This is a genomic window from Thauera chlorobenzoica (genome assembly GCF_001922305.1).
GTDB classification, from domain to species: Bacteria; Pseudomonadota; Gammaproteobacteria; order Burkholderiales; family Rhodocyclaceae; genus Thauera; species Thauera chlorobenzoica.
Genome location: NZ_CP018839.1, coordinates 1,672,198 through 1,692,144, shown reverse-complemented (window position 1 = coordinate 1,692,144; position 19,947 = coordinate 1,672,198). Strand labels below are relative to the sequence as shown.

Here is a 19,947-nt window from a genome sequence, read left to right as displayed (position 1 = left end):
TCTACGCCTGCATCGCCCGCACGTCGGCCTTGCCGCCGTCGAGCACGATCCGCCATTCACAACCGGCAAGGGTGGCCGCGCGGTGGCTGACGAGGATCCGGGTACGGCCGGCGAACAGCGCATCGACCGCGGCGATCACCTGCGCCTCGGTGGCCTCATCGACGGCCGAGGTCGCCTCGTCGAGGACCAGCACACACGGCGCCTGAAGCAGCGCGCGGGCGATCGCGATGCGCTGGCGCTGGCCGCCGGAGAGCTGCTGGCCGCGCTCGCCGAGCGGGGTGTCCAGCCCCTGCGGCAGGCTGGCGATCAGCTCGTCGAGGCGGGCGCGACCGGCGGCCGCGCGCACCGCCGCGTCGTCGGCCTCGGGCGCGGCGTAGCGCAGGTTGTCGGCGAGCGTGCCGCGAAACAGCACGATGTCCTGGCTGACAACGGCGATCGCGCGCCGCAGCTCGGCGAGCGCGATGGTGCGCAGGTCGATGCCGTCGAGCCGGATGACGCCGCCGTCGGGGTCGAAATGACGCTGCAGCAGATCGATCAGGGTCGATTTGCCGACCCCGGAGGCGCCGCTCAGCGCCACCTTGCTGCCTGCCGGGATCACCAGGTCCACGCCCTCGAGCAGCGCCTGCGCCCGTCCGTGGTGGCGAAAGCGCACCTGCTCGAAGGCGAGTTCGCCGCGCAGCACGGCCGGCAGGCGCATGCCGGCGCCGCAATCGGCGACCTCGGCCGGCGCCTGGCGCAGCTCATTGACGCGGCCCAGGCTGACGCGGATGCGCTGGATCGCGACGTAGAGGCCGAGCAGGCTGTTGACCGGCCCCACCGCCATCCCGAGGTAGGTGGAGAACGCGATCAGGGCGCCGAGCTGCCACTGGCCGTCGATGACCCAGGCGCCACCGATGAGGAAGGCCGCCGCACGCGTCAGCGAGGTCAGCGTGGCGGGCACGGCGTGGGTGAAGAATTCGGTGCGCTGCAGCTGCAGCAGCTCGTCGAGGTAGCGCCCGCCGAGGCCATCGAGACGGCCGCGCTCACGCCCCTCTTGCCCCGAGGCCTGGATGAACTTCATCGCCGGCAGGGTCTCGACGAGAAAGCTCGACACATCGGCCGCACGTTCGCGCACAGTGCGCGTGCGCGCCTCGACCTTGCGCCGCATCCAGCGCAGCCAGGCGAGTTCGAGCGGAATCAGCACCAGCACCAGCAGCGACAGCTGCCACGACAGGCTCAGCATCAGCGCCACCGCGCCGACGAGGCCGACCACGCTGCTGAGCGCGGCGAACAGGCTGTCGACGGCGAAGCGCTGGAGCTCGGCGACATCGCCGTCGATGCGCGACAGCAGATCGCCCAGGCGCTGGCGGCCGTAGAAGGCCGGCGACAGGGTCTGCAGGTGGCGGTAGAGGTCGCTGCGCAGGGCGAACAGGATGGTGCCCGACAGCCGGGTGTGGCGCAGGCGGTTGACGCCGGCGAGCACGGTGCCGGCGATGCCGGCGGCGATCATCGCCGCCGCGACCAGCACCAGCATCCGGTAGTCGCCGGCGAGCAGGCCGTCGTCGATCAGCATCTTGGTCAGCCAGGGCTGCAGCAGCACCAGCGCCGAGGCGAGCAGGGACAGCACGATCAGCGCGGCGATCGCCCGCGCCTGCGGGCGCACGAAACCGTACAGCCAGCGAAAACCGCCGTGCAGCGGCGCCGCCGCCTGCATCAGCATGCGACCAGGGCGTCACCCTGGCGGCGCGCCACCCCGGCGCGCTCCAGTTCGGCGATCAGCCAGCCGGTGAGCGCATCGGGGTCCATGTCGAGGAAGCGCGCATTGGCTTCGCGGTACAGCGGGGTGTCCACCAGGTGGCGGGTCAGTGCCGCCAGCCCGATGCGGCGCACATCGAGGAGCATGAAGGTGATGCAGCCGCGGATGGCGTTGCGGGCGATGCGCGCACCGTCGGCCTCGAACGCGGCGAGGCGGGCAAAGGCGCGCTCGAGGGCCTCGTCGAAGTCGGCGAAAGGTGCGCCGTGGCCAGGGATGACGGTGTCGACGGCGAGCCGGCCGAGCGCCTCCAGGGTGCGCCGGGTCTCGCCCAGGCCGTCACCGTGGCCGAGCACGTCGGCGAACAGGATGCCGAAGCCGTCGCGCCACAGCGCGTCGCCCGAGATCAGCAGGCGGCGCTCGCGGTTGTAGAACACGAGCGCGTCCATGTCGTGCCCGGGCGCGGCCAGGGCCTGCCATTCGAGCTCGCCAGCGACGAAACGGGCGCCCGCCGCGAGCGTGGCGTCGTGGCCGAAGCGCTCGCCGGCCTGTGCCGCGGCGCTGATCAGCAGGGCGTGCTCGTCCCACTCCGCCACCGCGCGCGCCATCCCCTCGGGCACCACCACCGCGCAGCCGAAGGCGCGCTGCACGCTGGCATGGCCGCCGATGTGGTCGGGATGGGAGTGGGTGTTGAGCAGGTGCTGCAGGCGGCGTCCGCCGAGCGCGCTGCGCAGCAGGGCCAGGGTCTGTTCGGCGTGGCTGAGGTAGCCGGAATCGATCAGGGTGGCCGCGTCGCCATCGACCAGCAGCACATTGTTGGCCGACAGCCAGCCGCGTTCGAGCACCTGCACGGTGGGCGGCAGTCGCGGATGGGTACTCAATCGCTGCCCTCCCCGACCCGCGCCGCAACGTTGGCCGGCAGCGGTGCCGGCCCGCCGGCTGGCGCCGTGGACCCGGCCGACGGCGCCACCGGCACGCCCTCGATTTCCTCCGCGGTGCGCCCGCAGCCCAGGCACACTCCGGTGTCCCAGTCGATCATGCACACCCCGACGCACAGCGCATCGCCGCTCATGCCCGCGCTCCCGCCGGCCCGCCAGCAGCAGCACGGCGCGCCACGGTACGCTCGAGGATCGCCTGCCGCACCCCATTGTCCGCCCGCGGCCAGGCCCGGATCTCCTCGACCGTGCGCAGACAGCCCTGGCACCAGCCGGTCTCCGGACTCAGGCGGCAGACGTCGATACAGGGAGAAGGGATTTCCATCACTTCGCTCTCCATGGGGCGCAACCGCGACAAGCGGCAGCGCCGGGTACAGGGTCCGCCATTATGAACGCGGCCGGAAGGGATCGCGAGCGCGCGCCATCAGCGCCGGCCGTGCAGCGCGGACGCACCGCCGCGGCGATCGGGGGATCAGGCGCTGACCCCCGCCCCTTGCGCTCGGGCTGGCGGGCCAGGCCGGGGCGCAGCTCGACGACGGTTTGCACTGGACGTGTCCCTTGTTCATAATATCAACCAACCATACGGTTGATATTATGAACAAGGAGAGATCATGCCACTCACCGCGACGGGTTCACTCGCCGGGCTCCGTATTCTGGACCTGACGCATGCGCTGGCAGGCCCGTTTTGCTCCCAGATCCTCGCCGACCATGGCGCCGACGTGATCAAGATCGAACCGATCGAGGGGGATTTCTTCCGCCGCATGGGGCCGTTCCGCGACGATGACGCGCAGCGCGATTTTGGCGGCCTGTTCCAGTCCTGCAACCGCAACAAACGCTCGATCGCGGTCGATCTTAAGCACCCGGAGGGCCAGGCTCTGGTCAGGGAGTTGGTCAAGGGCGCCGATGCCCTGATCGAAAATTTCCGTGCCGGCGTGCTAGACAAGCTGAACCTGGGCTACGAAACGCTCAAGGCCATCCGCCCGAGCCTGGTCTACACCTCCGTGCGCGGCTTCGGCGACAAGGTCGGCGGGCAAAGCCCCTACATGCAGTGGCCCGCGTTCGACATCGTCGCCCAGGCGATGGGGGGCTGGATGGGGATTACCGGAGAAGACGCCGACCATCCGTGCAAGGTCGGCGGCGGCCTCGGCGACACCGTGCCGGGCCTGTTCGCCGCCTTCGGCACCATGGCTGCGCTGTGGCACGCGCGCAGCACCGGACAGGGCCAGTATGTCGATGTCGCGATGACCGACTGCATTCTGGCGATGTCCGAACTGGTTGTCTCGCAGTACAGCTATCGCGGCGTCTCGCCGGAGCCCGTCGGCAACGGCATCCCCGGGGTGGCCTTGTTCGGCACCGTCAGGGCCAAGGACGGCATCGTCGCGATCGCCGCCCCCCACGATCCGCAATGGGCCGAATTGTGCCGGCTGATGGGCAGGCCGGAGTGGGTGACCGATCCGCGATTCAGCAGTGAACGCAGCCGTTGGGAAAACCGGGCGGTCCTGCACGAAATCGTCGAAACCTTTGCCCATACCCGGACCAAGGCCGAGCTGCTCGACCTGCTCGGCGGCCGCGTCCCGTTCAGCCCGATCTACAACGCAGAAGAGATTTTCCGCGATCCGCACTTCGCCGTGCGCCAGATGCTGCCGGAAGTGGAACAGCCCGGCAGCAGCAGCCCCGTTGCCGTCCCCGGCATTCCGGTGAAGCTCTCCACGACCCCCGGCGCAGTGCGCCAGCGCGCCCCCTTGCTCGGCGAACATACCCGTGAAATTCTCCAGGAGTACGAAATCGGAGCGGATAGAATCGAGGCCCTGCTCAGTGCCGGCACCCTATTCGCACGATGAACCTGCCATGCCATCCCTGAAATCGAACCCTCCCGGCGCCCTCGCGGCAACGGACCGTCCCGTGGCAGAGGCGGCAGACGCCCCTGCCGCCCTCTCCGCCCCGATCAAGAAACGCCGCCGGGGCAGGCTCACCGAAGCGCGCCACGAGGACAAGCGGACCGCGATCCTGCGCACCGCGGCCCAGCTGTTCGCCGCCAACGGCTACGAAGCCACATCGCTGGACATGATCGCCGACGCCCTGGGCATGCATAAGGCGACCCTCTATCACTACGTCGACAGCAAGGAGAGCATTCTCTACGAATGCCTGCTGAAATCGTTCGCCGACCTGGATACGGTGATGGAAAGCATGGAGGACCGCGCCGTCCCCGCCCTCGCGCGCCTGCGCCTGTTCGCCCGCAGCCTGGCCTCGGCGCAAAACAGCGACTTCGGCCGCTGCCTCGTCCTCGTCGGCTCACGCCCGCTCGACATGGTGCCCGGCGGCGAGGTCCGCAAGTTCCAGCGGCGCCTCGATTCGACCGTCCGCGCCCTGGTGGTGGAGGGCATTGCGGATGGGTCGATCAAGCCCTGCAACCCGGGGCTGGTCTCGGCGATGCTGTTCGGCGCGCTGAACTGGGTTCCGCGCTGGTTCGACAGCGCGGGTTCGCTGACCCTCGAGCAGGTCGTCGACGCCTTTCTCGACATGGTCGTCTCGGGCATCGCGGCCTCGCGCACGACCTAGTCACCCGCTCACCCCCTCCCCGCGGCGGGGCCCGCCAGCATCGCCCCGATGGCGGCATCGTCGTAGCCGAGTTCGGCCAGCAGGGCCCGGGTATCGGCACCGGCTTCGCGCACCGGCCGGCATCGGGCCGGTGGCGTGCGGCTGAAGCGCGGTGCCGGCGCCGGCTGGGTGATGCCGTCGACCTGGGCAAAGGTGCCGCGCGCCAGGTTGTGCGGGTGCCGGGGCGCCTCGTCGAGATCGAGCACCGGCGCAAAGCACGCGTCCGTACCTTCGAGCAGTTCGCACCACTGGGCGCGGGTTTTGCGGCGGAACACCTCGGCGACCCGGACTTTGAGTTCCGGCCATTTCGAAGCGTCCCACTGGGCGTCGAACTCGGCTTCGCCCAGGCCGCATTTTTCGCGTAGCAGCGCATAGAACTGGGGCTCCATCGCCCCCACCGAAACGTACTTGCCATCAGCACAGGCATACACGTCGTAGAAATGGGCGCCGCCGTCGCCATTGTTGGTTCCGGCCTGCGTATTCCACAGGCCTGCCGAACGCCAGCCGTAGATCAGTGCGGCAAGCAGCGCCGCGCCGTCGCAGATCGCCGCATCCACGACCTGGCCCTGCCCGCTCTCGCGGGCCTGGATCAGCGCCGCCAGCACCCCGAACGCCAGCAACATTCCGCCGCCGCCGAAATCGCCGATGAAACCCGGCGTCGGCGTCGGCGGCTGGTCGCGGCGGGCGCTCGAATGGAGCGTGCCGGCGAGCGCCGAGTAGTTGATGTCGTGCCCGGCGCTGCGGGCCAGCGGGCCGCTTTGCCCCCAGCCGGTGACCCGCCCGTAGACGAGGGACGGCCTGCGCGCGAGGCAGACCTCGGGACCGAGACCCAACGACTCCATGACACCGGGGCGAAAGCCCTCGATCAGGATGTCGGCCCGCTCGATCAGCTTGAGTGCCGCCTCGCGTGCTTCCGGGCGCTTGAGATCGAGCGCGATCGACTCGCGTCCGCGCGCCAGCACGTCGCTGCGGCGCGCGGTCAGCCCTGCCATGCCGCCCGAATGGGCCGCGCGTGCCGGCGGGCGATCGATGCGGATCACCCGCGCCCCCATGTCGGCCAGCATCATCCCGGCGAACGGTGCCGGCCCGAGGCCGGCAAATTCCACCACCACGAGGTGGCTCAAGGGGCCGCTGCACTCCATCACGGCGTCACCACGCGGCCTTCCTTGCCCACGGTCTTGTTGCTGACGAGGAAGGCTTCGTTGAGCTCGATGCCGAAACCGGGGCCTTCGTTGGGATAGCACAGGCCTTGTTCGAATTTCGGAATGTTGAGGGCGATGTCGGTGCCGCGCTCGATGTTCTTGCTTTCCATGGTGCCGTGGATCATCAGCGGACCGATCGACTCGTTGAGCCCGCGCGTCGCCCATTCGTTGCTGACCCACAGGTGCGCGGCCGGGCTGTGCTCGAGGCCGGAGCCGATCATGCAGCCGCAATGCACGGGCAACCCGGACAGGCGGGCCAGGGTCAGCCAGCGCTGCGACTTGACCAGGCCGCCGGCCTTTTGCAGCTTGATGAAAAGACCGTCGCAGGCGCGGCGGTCGATGATCTCCTTGAGGTGGTGCAGCTCCTGCGCCGATTCGTCGGCGTAAATCGGGGTCCTGACCTGGGCGCGCAGGCGCGCCATGCCTTCGATGTCCCAGTGCGGCAGCGGCTGCTCGATCAGGTCGAGGCCGCAGGAATCGAGGCGGCGGATGATGTGGAGCGCCTTTTCGTAGTCCCAGAAACCGTTGGCGTCGATGGTGAGGTAGGCGTCCGCCCCCACGGTGTCGCGCACCGCATGGACCATGGCGATATCGTCGGCCATCGTGCCGTAGCCGATCTTCATCTTGAACAAGGCGAACCCGGTCTTCTTCGCCAGCGCGGCCTCGGCCGCCACGTCTTCCGGCTTGCCCGCCGACAGCACCCAGCCCTGGCGGGCGGCGTCGACGGTGCGACCGCCGAGCAGCTCATAGACCGGCACCCCGAGCAGTTTCCCCTTGAGGTCGTGGAGGGCGAAATCGACGGTGGCCTTGGCCTGGTTGTTGTCGCGCACCAGAAGGTCCATCTTGGCGACGATCTTTTCGATGTTGCGCGGATCCTCGCCGAGCAGGATGCGCGGGGCGATCACGTTGCCGATCATCGCGATGATCGACTCCTGCAGTTCCCCGCGGTACCAGGAAGAGGTGTCGCCGGAGTCGCCGAAGCCGACGGTGCCGTCGTCGGTGGTGATCTTGAGGACGACGCTGTCGATCGAAGTGATCCGCGTATTGGGCATGATCACCGGCTTTTTCAGCGGGGTGGACACCGGAATGGATTCGACTTTGACGATCTTGGTCATGATTTTTCCCCTATTTGCACAGATCTTTTGATGATTATGGAATAGCCGTGGAGGCGTTGCAGGGCGCGCGCAGCGAGCGGTTACAGCGGGTAGGTCGGCGCGGTATTGCGCACGGTGAGCCACTGCCACTGGGTGAATTCATCCCAGTTGGCCGGACCGCCATGGCGCGAGCCGTTCCCGGAAGCACCCCGCCCGCCCATCGGCATCAGTCCGTTGTCATTGACGGTCTGATCATTGATATGGACGAGGCCGACTTCGAGCTGCTCCGCGATCGCCATCCCGCGCCCGACGTCGGCGGTGTAGATGCCTGCCGCCAGGCCGTATTCGTTATCCGCAGCGAGCGCGACCGCCTCGGCATCGCTGCCGAAGGCGGTGATCGAGACCACCGGACCGAAGATTTCCTCGCGGAACGCGGGCATCTGCGGCGTCACTTCGGCAAGCACGGTCGGGTGATAGAAGCGCCCGTCGCAGCGGCCGCCGGCGAGCAGCTTCGCCCCCATGCGAACGGATTCCTGAACGATGCGGTCCACGCGCTCGGCCTGGCGGCCGGTGATCAGCGGGCCGATCGCGACCGGCGCGGTGTGGGGATCGCCCACGGGGAGCGCCGCCGCCTTCGCCGCCATGCGCTGCGCGTAGGCCTGGGCCAGATCGCGGTGCACCAGGTGGCGCCCCGCGCTCATGCAGATCTGCCCCTGGTGCAGCCAGGACGCCCACGACCCGCCGGACACCGCCAGCTCGAGGTCGGCATCGTCGAGAATGATCAGGACATTCTTGCCGCCGAGTTCGAGGGCCACTTTCTTCAGCTGGCGTCCGGCCAGTTCGCCCACCCGGCGCCCCACCGCGGTAGAGCCGGTAAACGAGATCATCGCCACAGCGGGGTCGCTCACCAGCGCCTCGCCGGCCTCCGCATCGCCCGGGAGCATGTGGAACACCCCTGCCGGCAAGCCGGCAGCATCGAGCAGCGCGGCCAGCAGCACGCCGCCACTGACCGGGGTGCGCGGATCGGGCTTGAGGACCACCGCGTTGCCCGCCGCCAGCGCCGGCGCCACCGCCCGGCTGGAGAGCAGGAAGGGAAAGTTGAACGGCGAGATCACCCCGACCACGCCATGCGGCACGCGCCGGGCGATGCTGGTGCAGCCGCCCTCACTGGGCAGCACCAGACCCTGAGGCTGGGTCAGCATCGCGGCGGCCTCGAACAGGTGGTGCTGCACCGAGTCGATCTCGAACATCGCCTTGGGCGGGATGCCCCCCGTTTCACGCACGATCCACGCGGCGAACGCCTCCCGGTTGGCTTCGAGCAGGGCGGCGGCCTTGCGGAAGATGGCTGCCCGTGCCGCATGGCCCATCGCCACCCATGCTTTCTGTGCATTGCGCGCGGCCGCACAGGCGGCACGCACATCCGCTGCATTCGCCCGCGAAACTCGACCAATCGTTTGGCCGGTCGCAGGCTCCTCGACGTCGAGGATGCCGCCCTGCAGCACCTTCCAGCCGCTGCTCCAGGCCTTGCCCTGCCAGACTCCGGAACCCAGCAGATCTTCGCTCATATCGCCTCCTGTAAGTACAACTGCAGCTTCTCGAGCCATTCCTGCGGAACCTTGCGGCAGCGGAAGGGGGCCCCGAGAAGCCCTTGCCAAGTGTGATCCGAACTCTAGGAGGCACTGTGCATTTTGTCAATCAACCGGTTGGTTGACAAAATGCACAGTGCTATCGATACTCCTTCCGACAGCAGACGACACGCCGCCCGCACCGTTCACGGAGCACGGCGACAGCGAACCCCACTGGAGATGCTCATGCCCGCTTCCTACCGTTCCCCCTGGATGACCGAAGAACTCGACCTGCTGCGCGCAACCGCGCGCCGCTTCTTCGAAGAAGAGGTTGCGCCGCATGCGGCGCGCTTCCGCGCTCAGCACCACATCGACCGCGAGGTCTGGCTGCGGGCCGGTGAGCTGGGGCTGCTGTGCATGAGCATTCCCGAGCAATATGGCGGCCAGGGCGGCACCTTCGCGCACGAGGCCGTAGTGATGGAAGAACAGGCCCGCATCTGCGACACCAGCTTCGGTTTCGTCCCCGGCGCCCTCAACGCCCCCCACTTCCTGATGGGAACCGCCAGCCACGAGCAGTTGCTGCGCTGGATGCCGGACATCGCCACGGGGCGCAAGATGCTCTCGGTGTGCATCACCGAGCCGGACGCCGGCACCGACGTGAAGGCCTTGCGCACCACCGCCCGCCGTGAAGGCAACGAATACGTGCTCAACGGCAACAAGATTTTCATCACCCACGGCAAGCAGGCCGAGCTGTCCCTGATCGCCGCGCGCACGGGCGGACCTGGCGCCAAGGGCATCTCCCTGTTCATGGTCGAAGTGGACAAGACGCCCGGGTTCACCATCAGCAAGGTGCTCGAGAAGATCGGCCAGAACGGCCTCGACACCTGCGAAATCTTCCTCGACGACGTGCGCGTGCCGGTCGACAACCTGGTCGGCGGAGAAGAAGGCCGTGGCTTCGGCCAGCTGATGGATGTCTTCGTCCGCGAACGTCTGTCGATCGGGGTGACCGGCGTGGCGAGCGCCGAACGGGCGATCGAGCTGACCATCGAGCACGCCAAGAACCGCAAGATGCTCGGCCAGACCCTGTGGGACTTCCAGAACACCCGCTTCACCCTCGCCGAATGCCAGACCGAGGCGCGCATCGGGCGCGTCTTCATCGACCAGCTGATCCAGCAGCTGGTCGAGGGCCAGCCGATGCAGCCCAACGACGCGATCATGGCGAAGTGGTGGTGCTCGGACAAGCAGTGCCAGATCATCGACCGCTGCCTGCAGCTGTTCGGCGGTTACGGCTACATGTGCGAATACCCGATCGCGCAGCTGTACATGGACGCCCGCGTGCAGCGCATCTACGGCGGCTCGAACGAGACGCTGAAGGAGCTGATCTCCCGAACGCTGTGACAAGACCGCTCACGCTCCATCACCGTGGTGCCGCATCCGGTGACGGTCGTTGAGCCACACCATCTGTTTCTGCCGTCCGCCACCGGACCGATGGCCCGGCGAATGGCAAGGTAGCCTGCCCAGGTTTCAAATAGGAATTGACGTTGCCGGACGAATATACGCATTTAACATCATCGCCGCGAAGACCGTCATTCCCCCCGCTCGCCCAAGGAGGAGTCACACATGAAGATTCATTCCAGAGTCAAGTTCGCCGTGCTCACCGCCGCACTCGCCGCAGGTGCGATCCAGGCATCGGCCGCGGAGACGATCCACCTCAAGGTCCACCACTTCCTGCCGCCCACCAGCAACACCCATGTCCATCTCATCACCCCGTGGTGCGACAAGCTTGCGCACGAGTCCGACGGCCAGTTGAAGTGCCAGCTCTACCCCGCGATGCAACTGGGCGGCACGCCGGCGCAACTGTTCGATCAGGTCAAGGACGGCGTCGCCGACATCGTGTGGACGGTGCCGAGCTACCAGGCCAGCCGCTTCCCGGTCAGCGAGGCGCTGGACGTGCCGTTCATCGCCGCCGACGGGGAAAAGTCGAGCCGGGCGTTATGGATCTTTGCCAGCAAATACGCCCAGAGCGAATACGCGGGCGTCAAGCCGCTGCTCTTTCACACCATCCCCGGAACGGCGATCCACACCATCAAGAAGCCGGTCAAGACGCTCAGCGACTTCAAGGGGTTGAAGATCAGGGCCGGAAGCCGCCTAACCAACAAGCTCATCGCGGCGTTGGGCGCCGCCCCGGTCGGCATGCCCGCGCCCCAGGTGCCCGAGGCGCTCTCGCGGGGGGTGGTGGACGGCGCGATGTTCCCCTGGGAAGTGCTTCCTGCCCTCAGGCTCCATGAACTCACCTCCTATCACACCGAATCGCCTTCCGGCATGGCGCTGATGAACAGCGGCGCATTCGTGCTGGCGATGAATCCGGCGAGATACGACAGCCTGCCGGCGCATCTGAAAAAAGTCATCGACGCCAACAGCGGCGCGGAGGCCTCGGCATGGGCCGGACAGATATGGGACATGGCAACGCAGCGCTCGCGCCAGGTCGCGATCGACCACGGCAACCACATTTACACCCTCCCCCCTGCGGAACAGGAAAAGTGGGAAAAGGCCGCCGAATCCGTTACCGCGGAGTGGGTCAAGGAAATGGCCGCCAAGGGCTACGATGGCGAGCACCTTCTCGCAGAACTGCGGGCGCTGATGGACTGAGCACGGCGCAGAACGCGGGCTTGCCGGGCGCATCCGTCCGGCAAGAGTCAGCGGTGCTGCCGCCGTGCCAGCACCGCCCGCGCCACCCTTGAAGCCGGCGCGCGACCGAGCCGGGTGCTGATCCAGACCGCGGTATCGACCAGTGCCTCGAGGTCGACGCCGGTGGCGATGCCCAGCCCGCCGAACAGCCAGACCAGCTCCTCGGTGGCGACGTTTCCCGCCGCGCCGGGGGCGTAGGGGCAGCCGCCGAGTCCGCCGACCGCGGCATCGAACACCGTCAGCCCCAGCTCCAGCGAGGCATAGACGTTCGCCACCGCCATGCCGTAGGTGTCGTGGTAGTGCCCGGCGAGCCGCTCCGCGGGCACCTCGCGCAGCACCGCCTCGAGCATCCGCCGGATGCTGTCCGGGTTGCCGGTGCCGATGGTGTCACCAAGCGAGATCTCGTCGCAGCCCAGTGCCCGCAGCGCAGCAGCGACCCCGGCCACGGCCCGCGGTGCGACCGCGCCCTCGTAGGGACAGCCGGCGACGCAGGAGACGTAGCCGCGCAGCTTCACTCCGGCCGCCCGCGCCGCGCCGGCGACCGCGCGAAAGCGTACCAACGACTCGGCGATCGAGCAGTTGATGTTGCGCCGGCTGAAGGTCTCGGAGGCGGCGGCGAACACCGCCACCGTCTGCGCCCCGGCGGCGAGCGCGGCCTCGAAGCCCTGCAGGTTCGGCACCAGCACCGGGTAATCCACTGCACCCGCGACTACCCCCGCAACTGCACCCGCGGTCGCACCCGTCGGCGGCGGCGGGTCGGCCAGCACGCGGGCGAGCACCGCGGCGCTGCCGTCCATCTGCGGCACCCGTTTCGGCGACACGAAAGCCCCCGCCTCGACGCTCTTCAGGCCGGCGCCGACGAGGCGGCGGATCAGTTCCACCCGGGCCGCCACCGGCAGCGGGAACGGCTCGTTCTGCAGGCCGTCGCGCGGGCCGACTTCGACGATGCGGACGGCCGCAGGCCAGGATGTCGTCATGGCGGATTCCTCATTCCGGTCGGGCACGGGCGCAACGCACGCCCCTCCGCTCAGGGTTCAGGTTCGAATTCGAGCAGTTCGGCGCCATCCTCGACCTGGTCGCCGACCGCACAGTGGAAAACCTTCACCGTCCCGGCAACGGGAGCGGTGAGGGTGTGCTCCATCTTCATCGCCTCCAGGCTCAGCAGCGCCGTGCCCTTGTCCACCCTGAGTCCGGGCGGCGTGAGAAGGGCCACCACCCGCCCCGGCATCGGCGCGCGCAGGCTGCCCTCGGCGACGCGCTCGCCGGCAGCCTGCGCCAACGGGTGGACGCGAACCAGCACCCAGCTGCGGCCATGCAGGAAAAGGTGGCGACGTTCCCCAGCGGCGATCACGGTGGCATCGAGACGGCGGCCGTCGAGTTCGGCACGCAGCTGGCCGCGGGCACCGAGTTCGCCACGCGCCGGCAGCCAGGCAGCGGCATCGACGCCGGGGGTGGCGCCGGCACCGGAAGCAGGATCGAGGCAGAGGCGGTACGCATCGGCGCGGTATTCGACCACCACCGCCTGCCGCGCCCCCCCATTGCGAAACACCAGCTCGCGGCGGGCATTCGCGTTCAGCCGCCAGCCATCGCGCACATCCCACGGCGAGCGCGGATCGGCACTGCGGCGCGCCGCCTCGGCGCCGGCCTCGGCCTCGCGCAGCAGTTCGGCGAGCGCGGCAAGCTGCCAGACTTCCCCGGGCACCGGGTCGTCGGCGGGGAACAGCCAGGCCTGTTCGCGCTCGATCAGGGCGGTGTCGAGCTCGGCACGGGCAAAGGCCGGGCAGGCCACCAGACGGGACAGGAAATCAACGTTGTGGGCCACGCCGACGATGCGGAAATCGGCCAGCGCCTGGAGCAGACGCAGCCGGGCGCGCTCGCGGCTGCCGCCCGCCGGCACAGCCGCGCCCGGCCCTGCGCCGTCCTCCTCCGCGCCGCCGTCCTCCCACACGATCAGCTTGGCGAGCAGCGGATCGTAGTCGGGGCCGATCGCATCGCCTTCATCTACCCCGCTATCGATGCGCACATGCACCGATTCGGCCGGCAGCGCAAGGTGATGCAGACGCCCGGTGGCGGGCAGGAAGCCCTGCGCCGGATCTTCCGCATAGATCCGCGCCTCGATCGCATGGCCAAGGTGCTGCAGCTGCGCCTGGTCGAGCGGCAGCGGCTCGCCCGCGGCCACGCGCAGCTGCCATTCGACCAGGTCGAGCCCGGTGATCATCTCGGTGACCGGATGCTCGACCTGCAGCCGGGTATTCATCTCCATGAAGTAGAACGCGGCGGGTGCGGCACCCGCCTCGCCGACGATGAACTCCACCGTGCCGGCACCGACGTAGCCCACCGCCTGCGCCGCCGCCACTGCCGCCTGCCCCATCGCCGCGCGCTGCGCCGGGCCGATGCCGGGGGCGGGGGCCTCCTCCAGCACTTTCTGGTGGCGGCGCTGCACCGAGCAGTCGCGCTCGAACAGATGGACGCAATGGCCGTGGGCATCGGCGAAGACCTGCACTTCGATGTGGCGCGGGCGGACGAGGTATTTTTCGATCAGCACGCGCTCATCGCCGAAGCTGGCGGCGGCCTCGCGCCGGCACGCGGCGAGCCGATCGATGAAGTCATCGGACTGACCGACCACCCGCATGCCCTTGCCGCCGCCGCCGGCGACGGCCTTGATCAGCACCGGGTAGCCGAGGGCGTCGGCCTGCGCGCGCAGGCTGCCCGGGCGCTGGTCGTCGCCGTGGTAGCCGGGGGTGACCGGCACCCCGGCGGCTTCCATCCGCCGCTTCGCCTCCGCTTTCGAGCCCATCGCGCGGATCGCCGCCGCCGGCGGGCCGATGAAGACCACGCCGGCGCGGGCGCAGGCGTCGCAGAAATCCGCGTTCTCGGAGAGGAAGCCGTAGCCGGGGTGGATCGCCTGCGCGCCGCTGCGCTGCGCCGCGGCGAGGATGCGCTCGATCGCGAGGTAGCTGTCGCGCGCCGGCGCCGGGCCGATCCGCAGCGCCTCGTCGGCCAGGCGCACGTGGCGCGCGCCGGCGTCGGCATCGGAATACACCGCCACCGTGCGGATGCCCAGGCGGCGGGCCGTGTGGATCACCCGGCAGGCAATTTCACCGCGGTTGGCGATCAGGATCTTGTCGAACATGTGCTGCCTCCGCCCTCCTCAGCGCGGTACCCAGGCGGCGGGGCGCTTGGCGAGGAAGGCGTCGAGCCCCTCGCGCGCTTCGGCGGTGGCGCGCAGCGTGGCGATGCGGCGCGCGGTGTCCTCGGCGACCTCGTCGCCGAGGGGCTGGTGGGCGACGGCACGGATCAGGTCCTTGGCCGCGGCCTGCGCCTGCGGCCCGCCCTGCAGCAGCGCGGCGACCACCTCGCCCACTTTGGCGTCGAGCGCCTCGGCGGCGACGACTTCGTGCGCGAGGCCGATTTCGCGGGCACGCGCGGCACCGATCCGCTCGCCGCTCTGGAAGTAACGCCCGGCCTGGCGCGCGCCGATGGCGCGGATCACGTAGGGGCTGATCGCCGAGGGGATGATGCCGAAGCGCACCTCGGAGGTGGCGAACACCGCCGCCTCCGCGGCGATGCAGATGTCGCAGGCCGAGGCCAGGCCCATGCCGCCGCCGAGCGCCGCGCCATGGACGCGGGCGAGGGTGGGCTTGGTCATTTCGGCGAGCGTGCTCAACATCGCCGCCAGGCGGCGGGCATCGGCGAGGTTGTCGTCGATGCTGGCGGCCGCAGCCGCCTTCATCCAGTTGAGGTCGGCACCGGCGGAAAAACTCTTGCCGCGCCCGGCGAGCACCACCACCCGCACCGCATCGTCGGCATCGAGCGCGCAGCAGGCCGCGGTGAGGTCGGCGATCAGCTGCGCATTGAACGCGTTGTGCACCGCCGGGCGGTTCATCCACAGCGTCGCCACGCCGCCTGCGACCTCGATTTCCAGGGTTTCGTACATCTTGTTGTCTCCTTGCTGGGGTTGGGTTGTTTTTGTCCGGCCACCGCCAGCCCGCCGCGTTCACATCCTGAACACGCCGAATTTGGTCGGTTCGATCGGGGCATTGAGTGCTGTCGACAGCGACAGGCCGAGCACGCGGCGGGTCTGCGCCGGGTCGATGACGCCATCGTCCCACAGGCGCGCGCTCGCATAGTAGGGGTGGCCCTGGGCTTCGTACTGCGCCCGGATCGGGGCACGGAAGGCTTCTTCCTCCGCCGCGCTCCACTGCCCGCCGCCGCCCTCGATGGCGTCCCGGCGCACGGTGGCGAGCACGCTCGCGGCCTGCTCGCCACCCATCACCGAGATCCGCGCGTTCGGCCACATCCACAGGAAGCGCGGGGCGTAGGCGCGCCCGCACATGCCGTAGTTGCCGGCACCGAAGCTGCCGCCGACGATCACGGTGAGCTTGGGCACCTGCACCGTCGCTACCGCGGTCACCAGCTTGGCGCCGTCCTTGGCGATGCCGGCATTCTCGTAACGGCGCCCGACCATGAAACCGGTGACATTCTGCACGAACAGCAGCGGGATGCCGCGCTGGCCGCACAGCTCGACGAAGTGCGCGCCCTTCTGCGCCGACTCACCGAACAGGATGCCGTTGTTGGCGACGATGCCCAGCGGATAGCCGTGGAGGTGGGCGAAGCCGCACACCAGGGTGGTGCCGTAGCGCGCCTTGAATTCGTCGAGGCGCGAGCCGTCGACCACGCGGGCGAGGAGCTCGCGCACGTCGAACGGCTTGCGCAGGTCGGTGGGGACGATGCCGTAGAGTTCCTCGGGGTCGTAGCGCGGCGCCTCGCCGTCGCCGAGGGCGAGGCCCACCGTCTTCACCCGGTTGAGGTTGGCGACGATGCGGCGGGCGAGATGGAGCGCATGGGCATCGTCGTCGGCGAGATGGTCGGCCACCCCCGAGACCCGGGTATGGACGTCACCGCCGCCGAGTTCCTCGGCGCTCACCACTTCGCCGGTGGCCGCCTTCACCAGCGGCGGGCCGCCGATGAAGATCGTGCCCTGGTCGCGCACGATCACGGCTTCGTCCGCCATCGCCGGCACGTAGGCACCGCCGGCGGTGCACGAGCCCATCACCACCGCGATCTGGGGGATGCCCTGGGCAGACAGGTTGGCCTGGTTGTAGAAGATGCGGCCGAAGTGCTCACGGTCGGGGAAGACCTCGTCCTGGCGGGGGAGGAAGGCGCCGCCCGAGTCGACCAGATAGAGGCAGGGCAGCCGGTTCTGCGCGGCGATCTCCTGCGCGCGCAGATGCTTCTTGACCGTCAGCGGGTAATAGGTGCCGCCCTTCACCGTGGCGTCGTTGGCGACGATCATGCATTCGCTGCCTTCGACCCGGCCGATGCCGGCAACGAGCCCCGCGCAGGGGGCTTCGTCGTCGTACAGGCCGAGCGCGGCGAGCTGGCCGATCTCGAGGAAGGGCGTGCCGGGGTCGAGCAGGCCGGCGATGCGCTCGCGCGCCAGCAGCTTGCCGCGCGCGGTGTGGCGCGCGCGCGCGGCTTCGTCTCCGCCGCGGCCGACTGCGGCCACTTTCGCGCGCAGATCCTCCACCAGCGCACGCATCGCCGCGGCGTTGGCCTGGAACTCGGCGCTACGCGCATCGACACCGGATTTGATCACGCTCATCGGCGCTGCCCTCCTCACCTGGATTGCCGCGTGCGCGGCGCTCCGACCCGCCCCTTCTCCGGGGTGCCCGTCCGCGCCCGCGGTACCTTCCCGCAACGGAGGGCGCCGCAGAGGTGGGGGCATCATGGTTGCGATCGCGCGGATGACCGCTGGTAAACCTTGCGCCAGTCGCGACGCGCAGGCAAGGGGCGGCGACGCAGGCAGCCTTGCCGATGCGCGCGCGTCGATCGCAACCGAGCCGGCACCCCCTTACATCACGCAACAATTTTTCGGCCGCCAGGCCGGTGGATGGTATTTGATGAAAGAAGGCGGCAACACCCGGGCGCCGTGCCCGGAGCCGCAAAGGAGGCTGTGATTGCGATGAAAGCGCGCCTTTTGGCCCGCGCCTCGCTCATCACCTTCAGCGTACTCGTCGGCAATGCGCCCGCCACCGCGGCCGAGCCCGCCGCGGTGGCGGTGAGCGGCGCCGATGGCGTGCAGCGGATCGCGATCGTGGGCGGCAGCTATTTCTTTCGCCCCGCACGGATCGTCGCCCGCAGCGCCCCCCCGCTGGAGATCATGGTCAGCATGGAAAGCGGCCTCATCCCCCATCGCTTCGTGCTCGAGGCGGCCGACGGGCGCGTGCTCGCCGATGTCCCGCTTGCCGAGCAGCCGCAGACGCTGCGATTCGAACTGCCCGCCGGAGAGTACGCATTCCACTGCCCGAACCGGTTGCTGTTCTTCAGCAGCCATCGCGAGCGCGGCATGAGCGGCGTGCTGCGCATCGAGGAGTGAGGCGTGCCATGGGCGGTCCCACTCCTGCTCTGGCTGCTGGCCGCTAGCGCGATGGCCGACCCGCTGACCGCAGCCGAAACGGGTTTCCGCGCGCTCGACAGTTATCGGGCGACGGTACGCACGGTCGCCGCCGATGGCGAGCGCCGGGTGATGCGTTATTTCTACCGCAAGCCGGGCTGGGTGCGGATCGAGATGCTCAGTCCGTACCGGGGCGCGGTGTTGATCTACGATCCGGACGCGCGCCGGGTGCGGCTGTGGCCCTTCGGTACGGGTCACGTGCTGTCATTGTCGCTGGCGCCCGACAACCGCCTGGTGCGCGACCCTCGCGGTCATCGCATCGACCGCTCGCACGTCGGCGCCCTGCTCGACAACCTGCAGCGGCTGCGCGCGCAGGGCCACGCCACGCCACTGGGCGCGACCGAGGTCGACGGCCGCGCCGCGATCGGCGTGGAGATCGCGGGCGAAGCGGGCGCGCACGTCGACGGGGTGCATCGCTACCGGGTATGGTTCGCGCGCGACACCCACTTTCCGCTCCGCGTGGAGAGCTTCGCCGCCGACGGCAGGCCGATCGAGACCGTCGACCTGAGCGAGGTCGAAACCGGCGCGGTCCTTCCCGAGCGCTTGTTCCAACCCTGACCCTCCGGTACAGACGACATCCGGCGAGGCCCATATGCGCGCTGCCGAGCACTACCGGCTCACCACCTTCTGGGAATTCGAGGCACCGCTCGAGGCGGTGTGGGAGGCGGTTTTCGATGCCGAGGGCTGGCCGCGCTGGTGGCCCGGCATCGAACAGGTGCGCACCCTCGAGCGCGGCGATGCGGATGGCGTCGGCGCCCGCCGGCACTACCTCTGCCGCAGCGTGCTGCCCTACCGGCTCAGCTTCGTCTCGCAGGTGACCCGGATCGAACCGCTGCACCTGCTCGAAGGCCGGGTCGAGGGCGAACTCGAGGGCAGCGGCCGCTTCCGCCTCGAGCGCCGTGGCAGCCTCGTCGCCGTACGCTACGACTGGCAGATCCGCACCACGCGACGCTGGATGAATGTGCTCGCCACAGTGGCGAAGCCGCTGCTGTGCTGGAACCACGACGCCTTGATGCGCGCCGGCGGTGTCGGCCTCGCCCGCTACCTGCAGGTCCGCGGCAGCCCCCCCGGGACGCGGCCGTCCGCGGCCGGCTGCCGGCCCCCCGGACCATGAACGGGGCACGAAGCTGGCGCGCGCCGCTGGCGGCGGTGACGCTCGCGGGCGTTTTCGCCGGCACCCTGGCGACCGCGGTGCAGATGCTGTTGTGGTGGCTGGAGGGCACGCCGGTGCTCGCCACCTTGCTGCGCGATGCGCACCTCACCGCCGCCATCGTGATGGGCAAGGCCGTGCTCGCAGCGGCGCCGGAGTGGCGCTGGGGGGTGCTGCTCGCCGCAACCCTGATCCATTTCGCCCTGTCGATCGGCTGTGCCGCGCTCGTGCGGCCCTTCGCACGCCGGCTGGGGACGATATCCGCCCTTGCCGGCGGGGCGCTCTACGGCCTCGCCCTCTACGCCGTCAACCTGCACGGGTTCACCGTGCTGTTTCCCTGGTTTGCGGTGGCACGCGGCGGCACCACCCTGCTCACCCACCTCGTGTTCGGCCTCGCCCTCGCCGTCGCCTGCCGGGCGCTGCCGGACGGGCGCCCGCCGAGCGGCGGCGCGGCCAGGCCGGGCAAGGCTCCGACCGCACCGCCTCAAGCGTACTGAGACCCCTCGGGGGCGGCAAACGCAGTGCG

At 69.4% G+C, this 19,947-nt stretch carries 20 protein-coding genes; 9 read left to right on the top strand and 11 right to left on the bottom strand.

Annotated features, from left to right (window positions below):
- Nucleotide 1 precedes the first annotated feature (1 nt).
- Genes Tchl_RS07830 through Tchl_RS07815 form a run of 4 tightly spaced genes read right to left on the bottom strand, consistent with a single transcriptional unit; the run spans nt 2 to nt 2,992 of the window.
- Nucleotides 2-1,699 carry an ABC transporter ATP-binding protein gene (locus Tchl_RS07830; RefSeq protein ID WP_075147908.1) on the bottom strand — a complete coding sequence of 566 codons (1,698 nt, stop codon included), beginning with the start codon at nt 1,697-1,699 and terminating at the stop codon, nt 2-4.
- Entirely contained in the window at nt 1,693-2,613 is a 921-nt protein-coding gene (locus Tchl_RS07825; protein WP_075147907.1) for an MBL fold metallo-hydrolase, read from the bottom strand. The genes Tchl_RS07830 and Tchl_RS07825 overlap by 7 nt, the downstream gene beginning before the upstream one ends.
- On the bottom strand, nt 2,610-2,804 hold the full coding sequence (locus Tchl_RS07820) for a DUF1289 domain-containing protein (protein WP_075147906.1): 195 nt from the start codon (nt 2,802-2,804) through the stop codon (nt 2,610-2,612). Before Tchl_RS07820 ends, Tchl_RS07825 begins: the two co-directional genes overlap by 4 nt.
- Nucleotides 2,801-2,992, bottom strand: a complete 192-nt coding sequence (locus Tchl_RS07815; protein WP_083945182.1) for a DUF1289 domain-containing protein — start codon at nt 2,990-2,992, stop codon at nt 2,801-2,803. The genes Tchl_RS07820 and Tchl_RS07815 overlap by 4 nt, the downstream gene beginning before the upstream one ends.
- Nucleotides 2,993-3,278: 286 nt before the next feature.
- Here Tchl_RS07815 and Tchl_RS07810 point away from each other — a divergent pair, with 286 nt between their 5' ends.
- Together Tchl_RS07810 and Tchl_RS07805 are read left to right on the top strand one after the other, a co-directional pair.
- Nucleotides 3,279-4,508 carry a CaiB/BaiF CoA transferase family protein gene (locus Tchl_RS07810; protein ID WP_075147904.1) on the top strand — a complete coding sequence of 410 codons (1,230 nt, stop codon included), beginning with the start codon at nt 3,279-3,281 and terminating at the stop codon, nt 4,506-4,508.
- A gap of 61 nt (nt 4,509-4,569) precedes the next feature.
- Complete coding sequence (locus Tchl_RS07805) at nt 4,570-5,226, top strand: TetR/AcrR family transcriptional regulator (RefSeq protein ID WP_075147903.1); 657 nt, start codon at nt 4,570-4,572, stop codon at nt 5,224-5,226.
- Between the two features lie 8 nt (nt 5,227-5,234).
- On the opposite strand, the gene Tchl_RS07800 is transcribed toward Tchl_RS07805, so the two are convergent.
- From Tchl_RS07800 to Tchl_RS07790, 3 genes are all read right to left on the bottom strand, one after another.
- Nucleotides 5,235-6,389, bottom strand: a complete 1,155-nt coding sequence (locus Tchl_RS07800; RefSeq protein WP_232311697.1) for a CaiB/BaiF CoA transferase family protein — start codon at nt 6,387-6,389, stop codon at nt 5,235-5,237.
- 17 nt (nt 6,390-6,406) lie between these two features.
- The gene (locus tag Tchl_RS07795; RefSeq protein ID WP_075147901.1) at nt 6,407-7,582 is read right to left on the bottom strand and encodes a mandelate racemase/muconate lactonizing enzyme family protein; all 1,176 of its coding nucleotides are present in this window, start codon (nt 7,580-7,582) and stop codon (nt 6,407-6,409) included.
- Nucleotides 7,583-7,662: 80 nt separating this feature from the next.
- Nucleotides 7,663-9,126 carry a benzaldehyde dehydrogenase gene (locus Tchl_RS07790; protein ID WP_075147900.1) on the bottom strand — a complete coding sequence of 488 codons (1,464 nt, stop codon included), beginning with the start codon at nt 9,124-9,126 and terminating at the stop codon, nt 7,663-7,665.
- Between the two features lie 246 nt (nt 9,127-9,372).
- Here Tchl_RS07790 and Tchl_RS07785 point away from each other — a divergent pair, with 246 nt between their 5' ends.
- Nucleotides 9,373-10,524, top strand: a complete 1,152-nt coding sequence (locus Tchl_RS07785; RefSeq protein WP_232311696.1) for an acyl-CoA dehydrogenase family protein — start codon at nt 9,373-9,375, stop codon at nt 10,522-10,524.
- Nucleotides 10,525-10,746: 222 nt separating this feature from the next.
- On the top strand, nt 10,747-11,775 hold the full coding sequence (locus tag Tchl_RS07780; RefSeq protein WP_075147898.1) for a TRAP transporter substrate-binding protein: 1,029 nt from the start codon (nt 10,747-10,749) through the stop codon (nt 11,773-11,775).
- Nucleotides 11,776-11,822: 47 nt separating this feature from the next.
- On the opposite strand, the gene Tchl_RS07775 is transcribed toward Tchl_RS07780, so the two are convergent.
- From Tchl_RS07775 to Tchl_RS07760, 4 genes are read right to left on the bottom strand one after another with little or no spacing between them, the layout of a single operon-like run.
- The gene (locus tag Tchl_RS07775) at nt 11,823-12,791 is read right to left on the bottom strand and encodes a hydroxymethylglutaryl-CoA lyase (protein ID WP_075147897.1); all 969 of its coding nucleotides are present in this window, start codon (nt 12,789-12,791) and stop codon (nt 11,823-11,825) included.
- A 50-nt stretch (nt 12,792-12,841) separates the two neighbouring features.
- Nucleotides 12,842-14,947, bottom strand: a complete 2,106-nt coding sequence (locus tag Tchl_RS07770) for an acetyl-CoA carboxylase biotin carboxylase subunit (protein WP_075147896.1) — start codon at nt 14,945-14,947, stop codon at nt 12,842-12,844.
- Between the two features lie 18 nt (nt 14,948-14,965).
- Nucleotides 14,966-15,751 carry an enoyl-CoA hydratase/isomerase family protein gene (locus tag Tchl_RS07765; protein WP_075147895.1) on the bottom strand — a complete coding sequence of 262 codons (786 nt, stop codon included), beginning with the start codon at nt 15,749-15,751 and terminating at the stop codon, nt 14,966-14,968.
- Nucleotides 15,752-15,811: 60 nt separating this feature from the next.
- Nucleotides 15,812-17,419: a carboxyl transferase domain-containing protein gene (locus Tchl_RS07760; RefSeq protein WP_075147894.1), complete on the bottom strand. Its 1,608-nt coding sequence runs from the start codon at nt 17,417-17,419 to the stop codon at nt 15,812-15,814.
- 124 nt (nt 17,420-17,543) lie between these two features.
- Between Tchl_RS07760 and Tchl_RS17730 the strand changes: the two genes are divergently transcribed.
- From Tchl_RS17730 to Tchl_RS07740, 5 genes are read left to right on the top strand one after another with little or no spacing between them, the layout of a single operon-like run.
- Entirely contained in the window at nt 17,544-17,774 is a 231-nt protein-coding gene (locus tag Tchl_RS17730) for a hypothetical protein (RefSeq protein ID WP_146060773.1), read from the top strand.
- 5 nt (nt 17,775-17,779) lie between these two features.
- Nucleotides 17,780-18,193, top strand: coding sequence for a cupredoxin domain-containing protein (locus tag Tchl_RS07755; protein WP_075147893.1), 414 nt, complete (start codon nt 17,780-17,782; stop codon nt 18,191-18,193).
- 3 nt (nt 18,194-18,196) lie between these two features.
- Complete coding sequence (locus Tchl_RS07750; RefSeq protein ID WP_232311695.1) at nt 18,197-18,829, top strand: LolA family protein; 633 nt, start codon at nt 18,197-18,199, stop codon at nt 18,827-18,829.
- A gap of 34 nt (nt 18,830-18,863) precedes the next feature.
- A complete protein-coding gene (locus tag Tchl_RS07745; protein ID WP_075147892.1) occupies nt 18,864-19,385 on the top strand; it encodes an SRPBCC family protein in 522 nt (173 codons plus the stop codon).
- The gene (locus Tchl_RS07740; protein WP_075147891.1) at nt 19,382-19,918 is read left to right on the top strand and encodes a hypothetical protein; all 537 of its coding nucleotides are present in this window, start codon (nt 19,382-19,384) and stop codon (nt 19,916-19,918) included. Before Tchl_RS07745 ends, Tchl_RS07740 begins: the two co-directional genes overlap by 4 nt.
- Nucleotides 19,919-19,947: the final 29 nt, after the last annotated feature.

Bases quoted from the DNA above. Each gene is read 5' to 3' on its own strand.
- Tchl_RS07830 (WP_075147908.1), bottom strand. From the start codon at position 1,699: ATGCTGATGCAGGCGGCGGCGCCGCTGCACGGCGGTTTTCGCTGGCTG.
- Tchl_RS07820 (WP_075147906.1), bottom strand. From the start codon at position 2,804: ATGAGCGGCGATGCGCTGTGCGTCGGGGTGTGCATGATCGACTGGGAC.
- Tchl_RS07815 (WP_083945182.1), bottom strand. From the start codon at position 2,992: ATGGAAATCCCTTCTCCCTGTATCGACGTCTGCCGCCTGAGTCCGGAG.
- Tchl_RS07810 (WP_075147904.1), top strand. From the start codon at position 3,279: ATGCCACTCACCGCGACGGGTTCACTCGCCGGGCTCCGTATTCTGGAC.
- Tchl_RS07795 (WP_075147901.1), bottom strand. From the start codon at position 7,582: ATGACCAAGATCGTCAAAGTCGAATCCATTCCGGTGTCCACCCCGCTG.
- Tchl_RS07790 (WP_075147900.1), bottom strand. From the start codon at position 9,126: ATGAGCGAAGATCTGCTGGGTTCCGGAGTCTGGCAGGGCAAGGCCTGG.
- Tchl_RS07785 (WP_232311696.1), top strand. From the start codon at position 9,373: ATGCCCGCTTCCTACCGTTCCCCCTGGATGACCGAAGAACTCGACCTG.
- Tchl_RS07780 (WP_075147898.1), top strand. From the start codon at position 10,747: ATGAAGATTCATTCCAGAGTCAAGTTCGCCGTGCTCACCGCCGCACTC.
- Tchl_RS07775 (WP_075147897.1), bottom strand. From the start codon at position 12,791: ATGACGACATCCTGGCCTGCGGCCGTCCGCATCGTCGAAGTCGGCCCG.
- Tchl_RS07770 (WP_075147896.1), bottom strand. From the start codon at position 14,947: ATGTTCGACAAGATCCTGATCGCCAACCGCGGTGAAATTGCCTGCCGG.
- Tchl_RS07765 (WP_075147895.1), bottom strand. From the start codon at position 15,751: ATGTACGAAACCCTGGAAATCGAGGTCGCAGGCGGCGTGGCGACGCTG.
- Tchl_RS07760 (WP_075147894.1), bottom strand. From the start codon at position 17,419: ATGAGCGTGATCAAATCCGGTGTCGATGCGCGTAGCGCCGAGTTCCAG.
- Tchl_RS17730 (WP_146060773.1), top strand. From the start codon at position 17,544: ATGGTTGCGATCGCGCGGATGACCGCTGGTAAACCTTGCGCCAGTCGC.
- Tchl_RS07755 (WP_075147893.1), top strand. From the start codon at position 17,780: ATGAAAGCGCGCCTTTTGGCCCGCGCCTCGCTCATCACCTTCAGCGTA.
- Tchl_RS07745 (WP_075147892.1), top strand. From the start codon at position 18,864: ATGCGCGCTGCCGAGCACTACCGGCTCACCACCTTCTGGGAATTCGAG.
- Tchl_RS07740 (WP_075147891.1), top strand. From the start codon at position 19,382: ATGAACGGGGCACGAAGCTGGCGCGCGCCGCTGGCGGCGGTGACGCTC.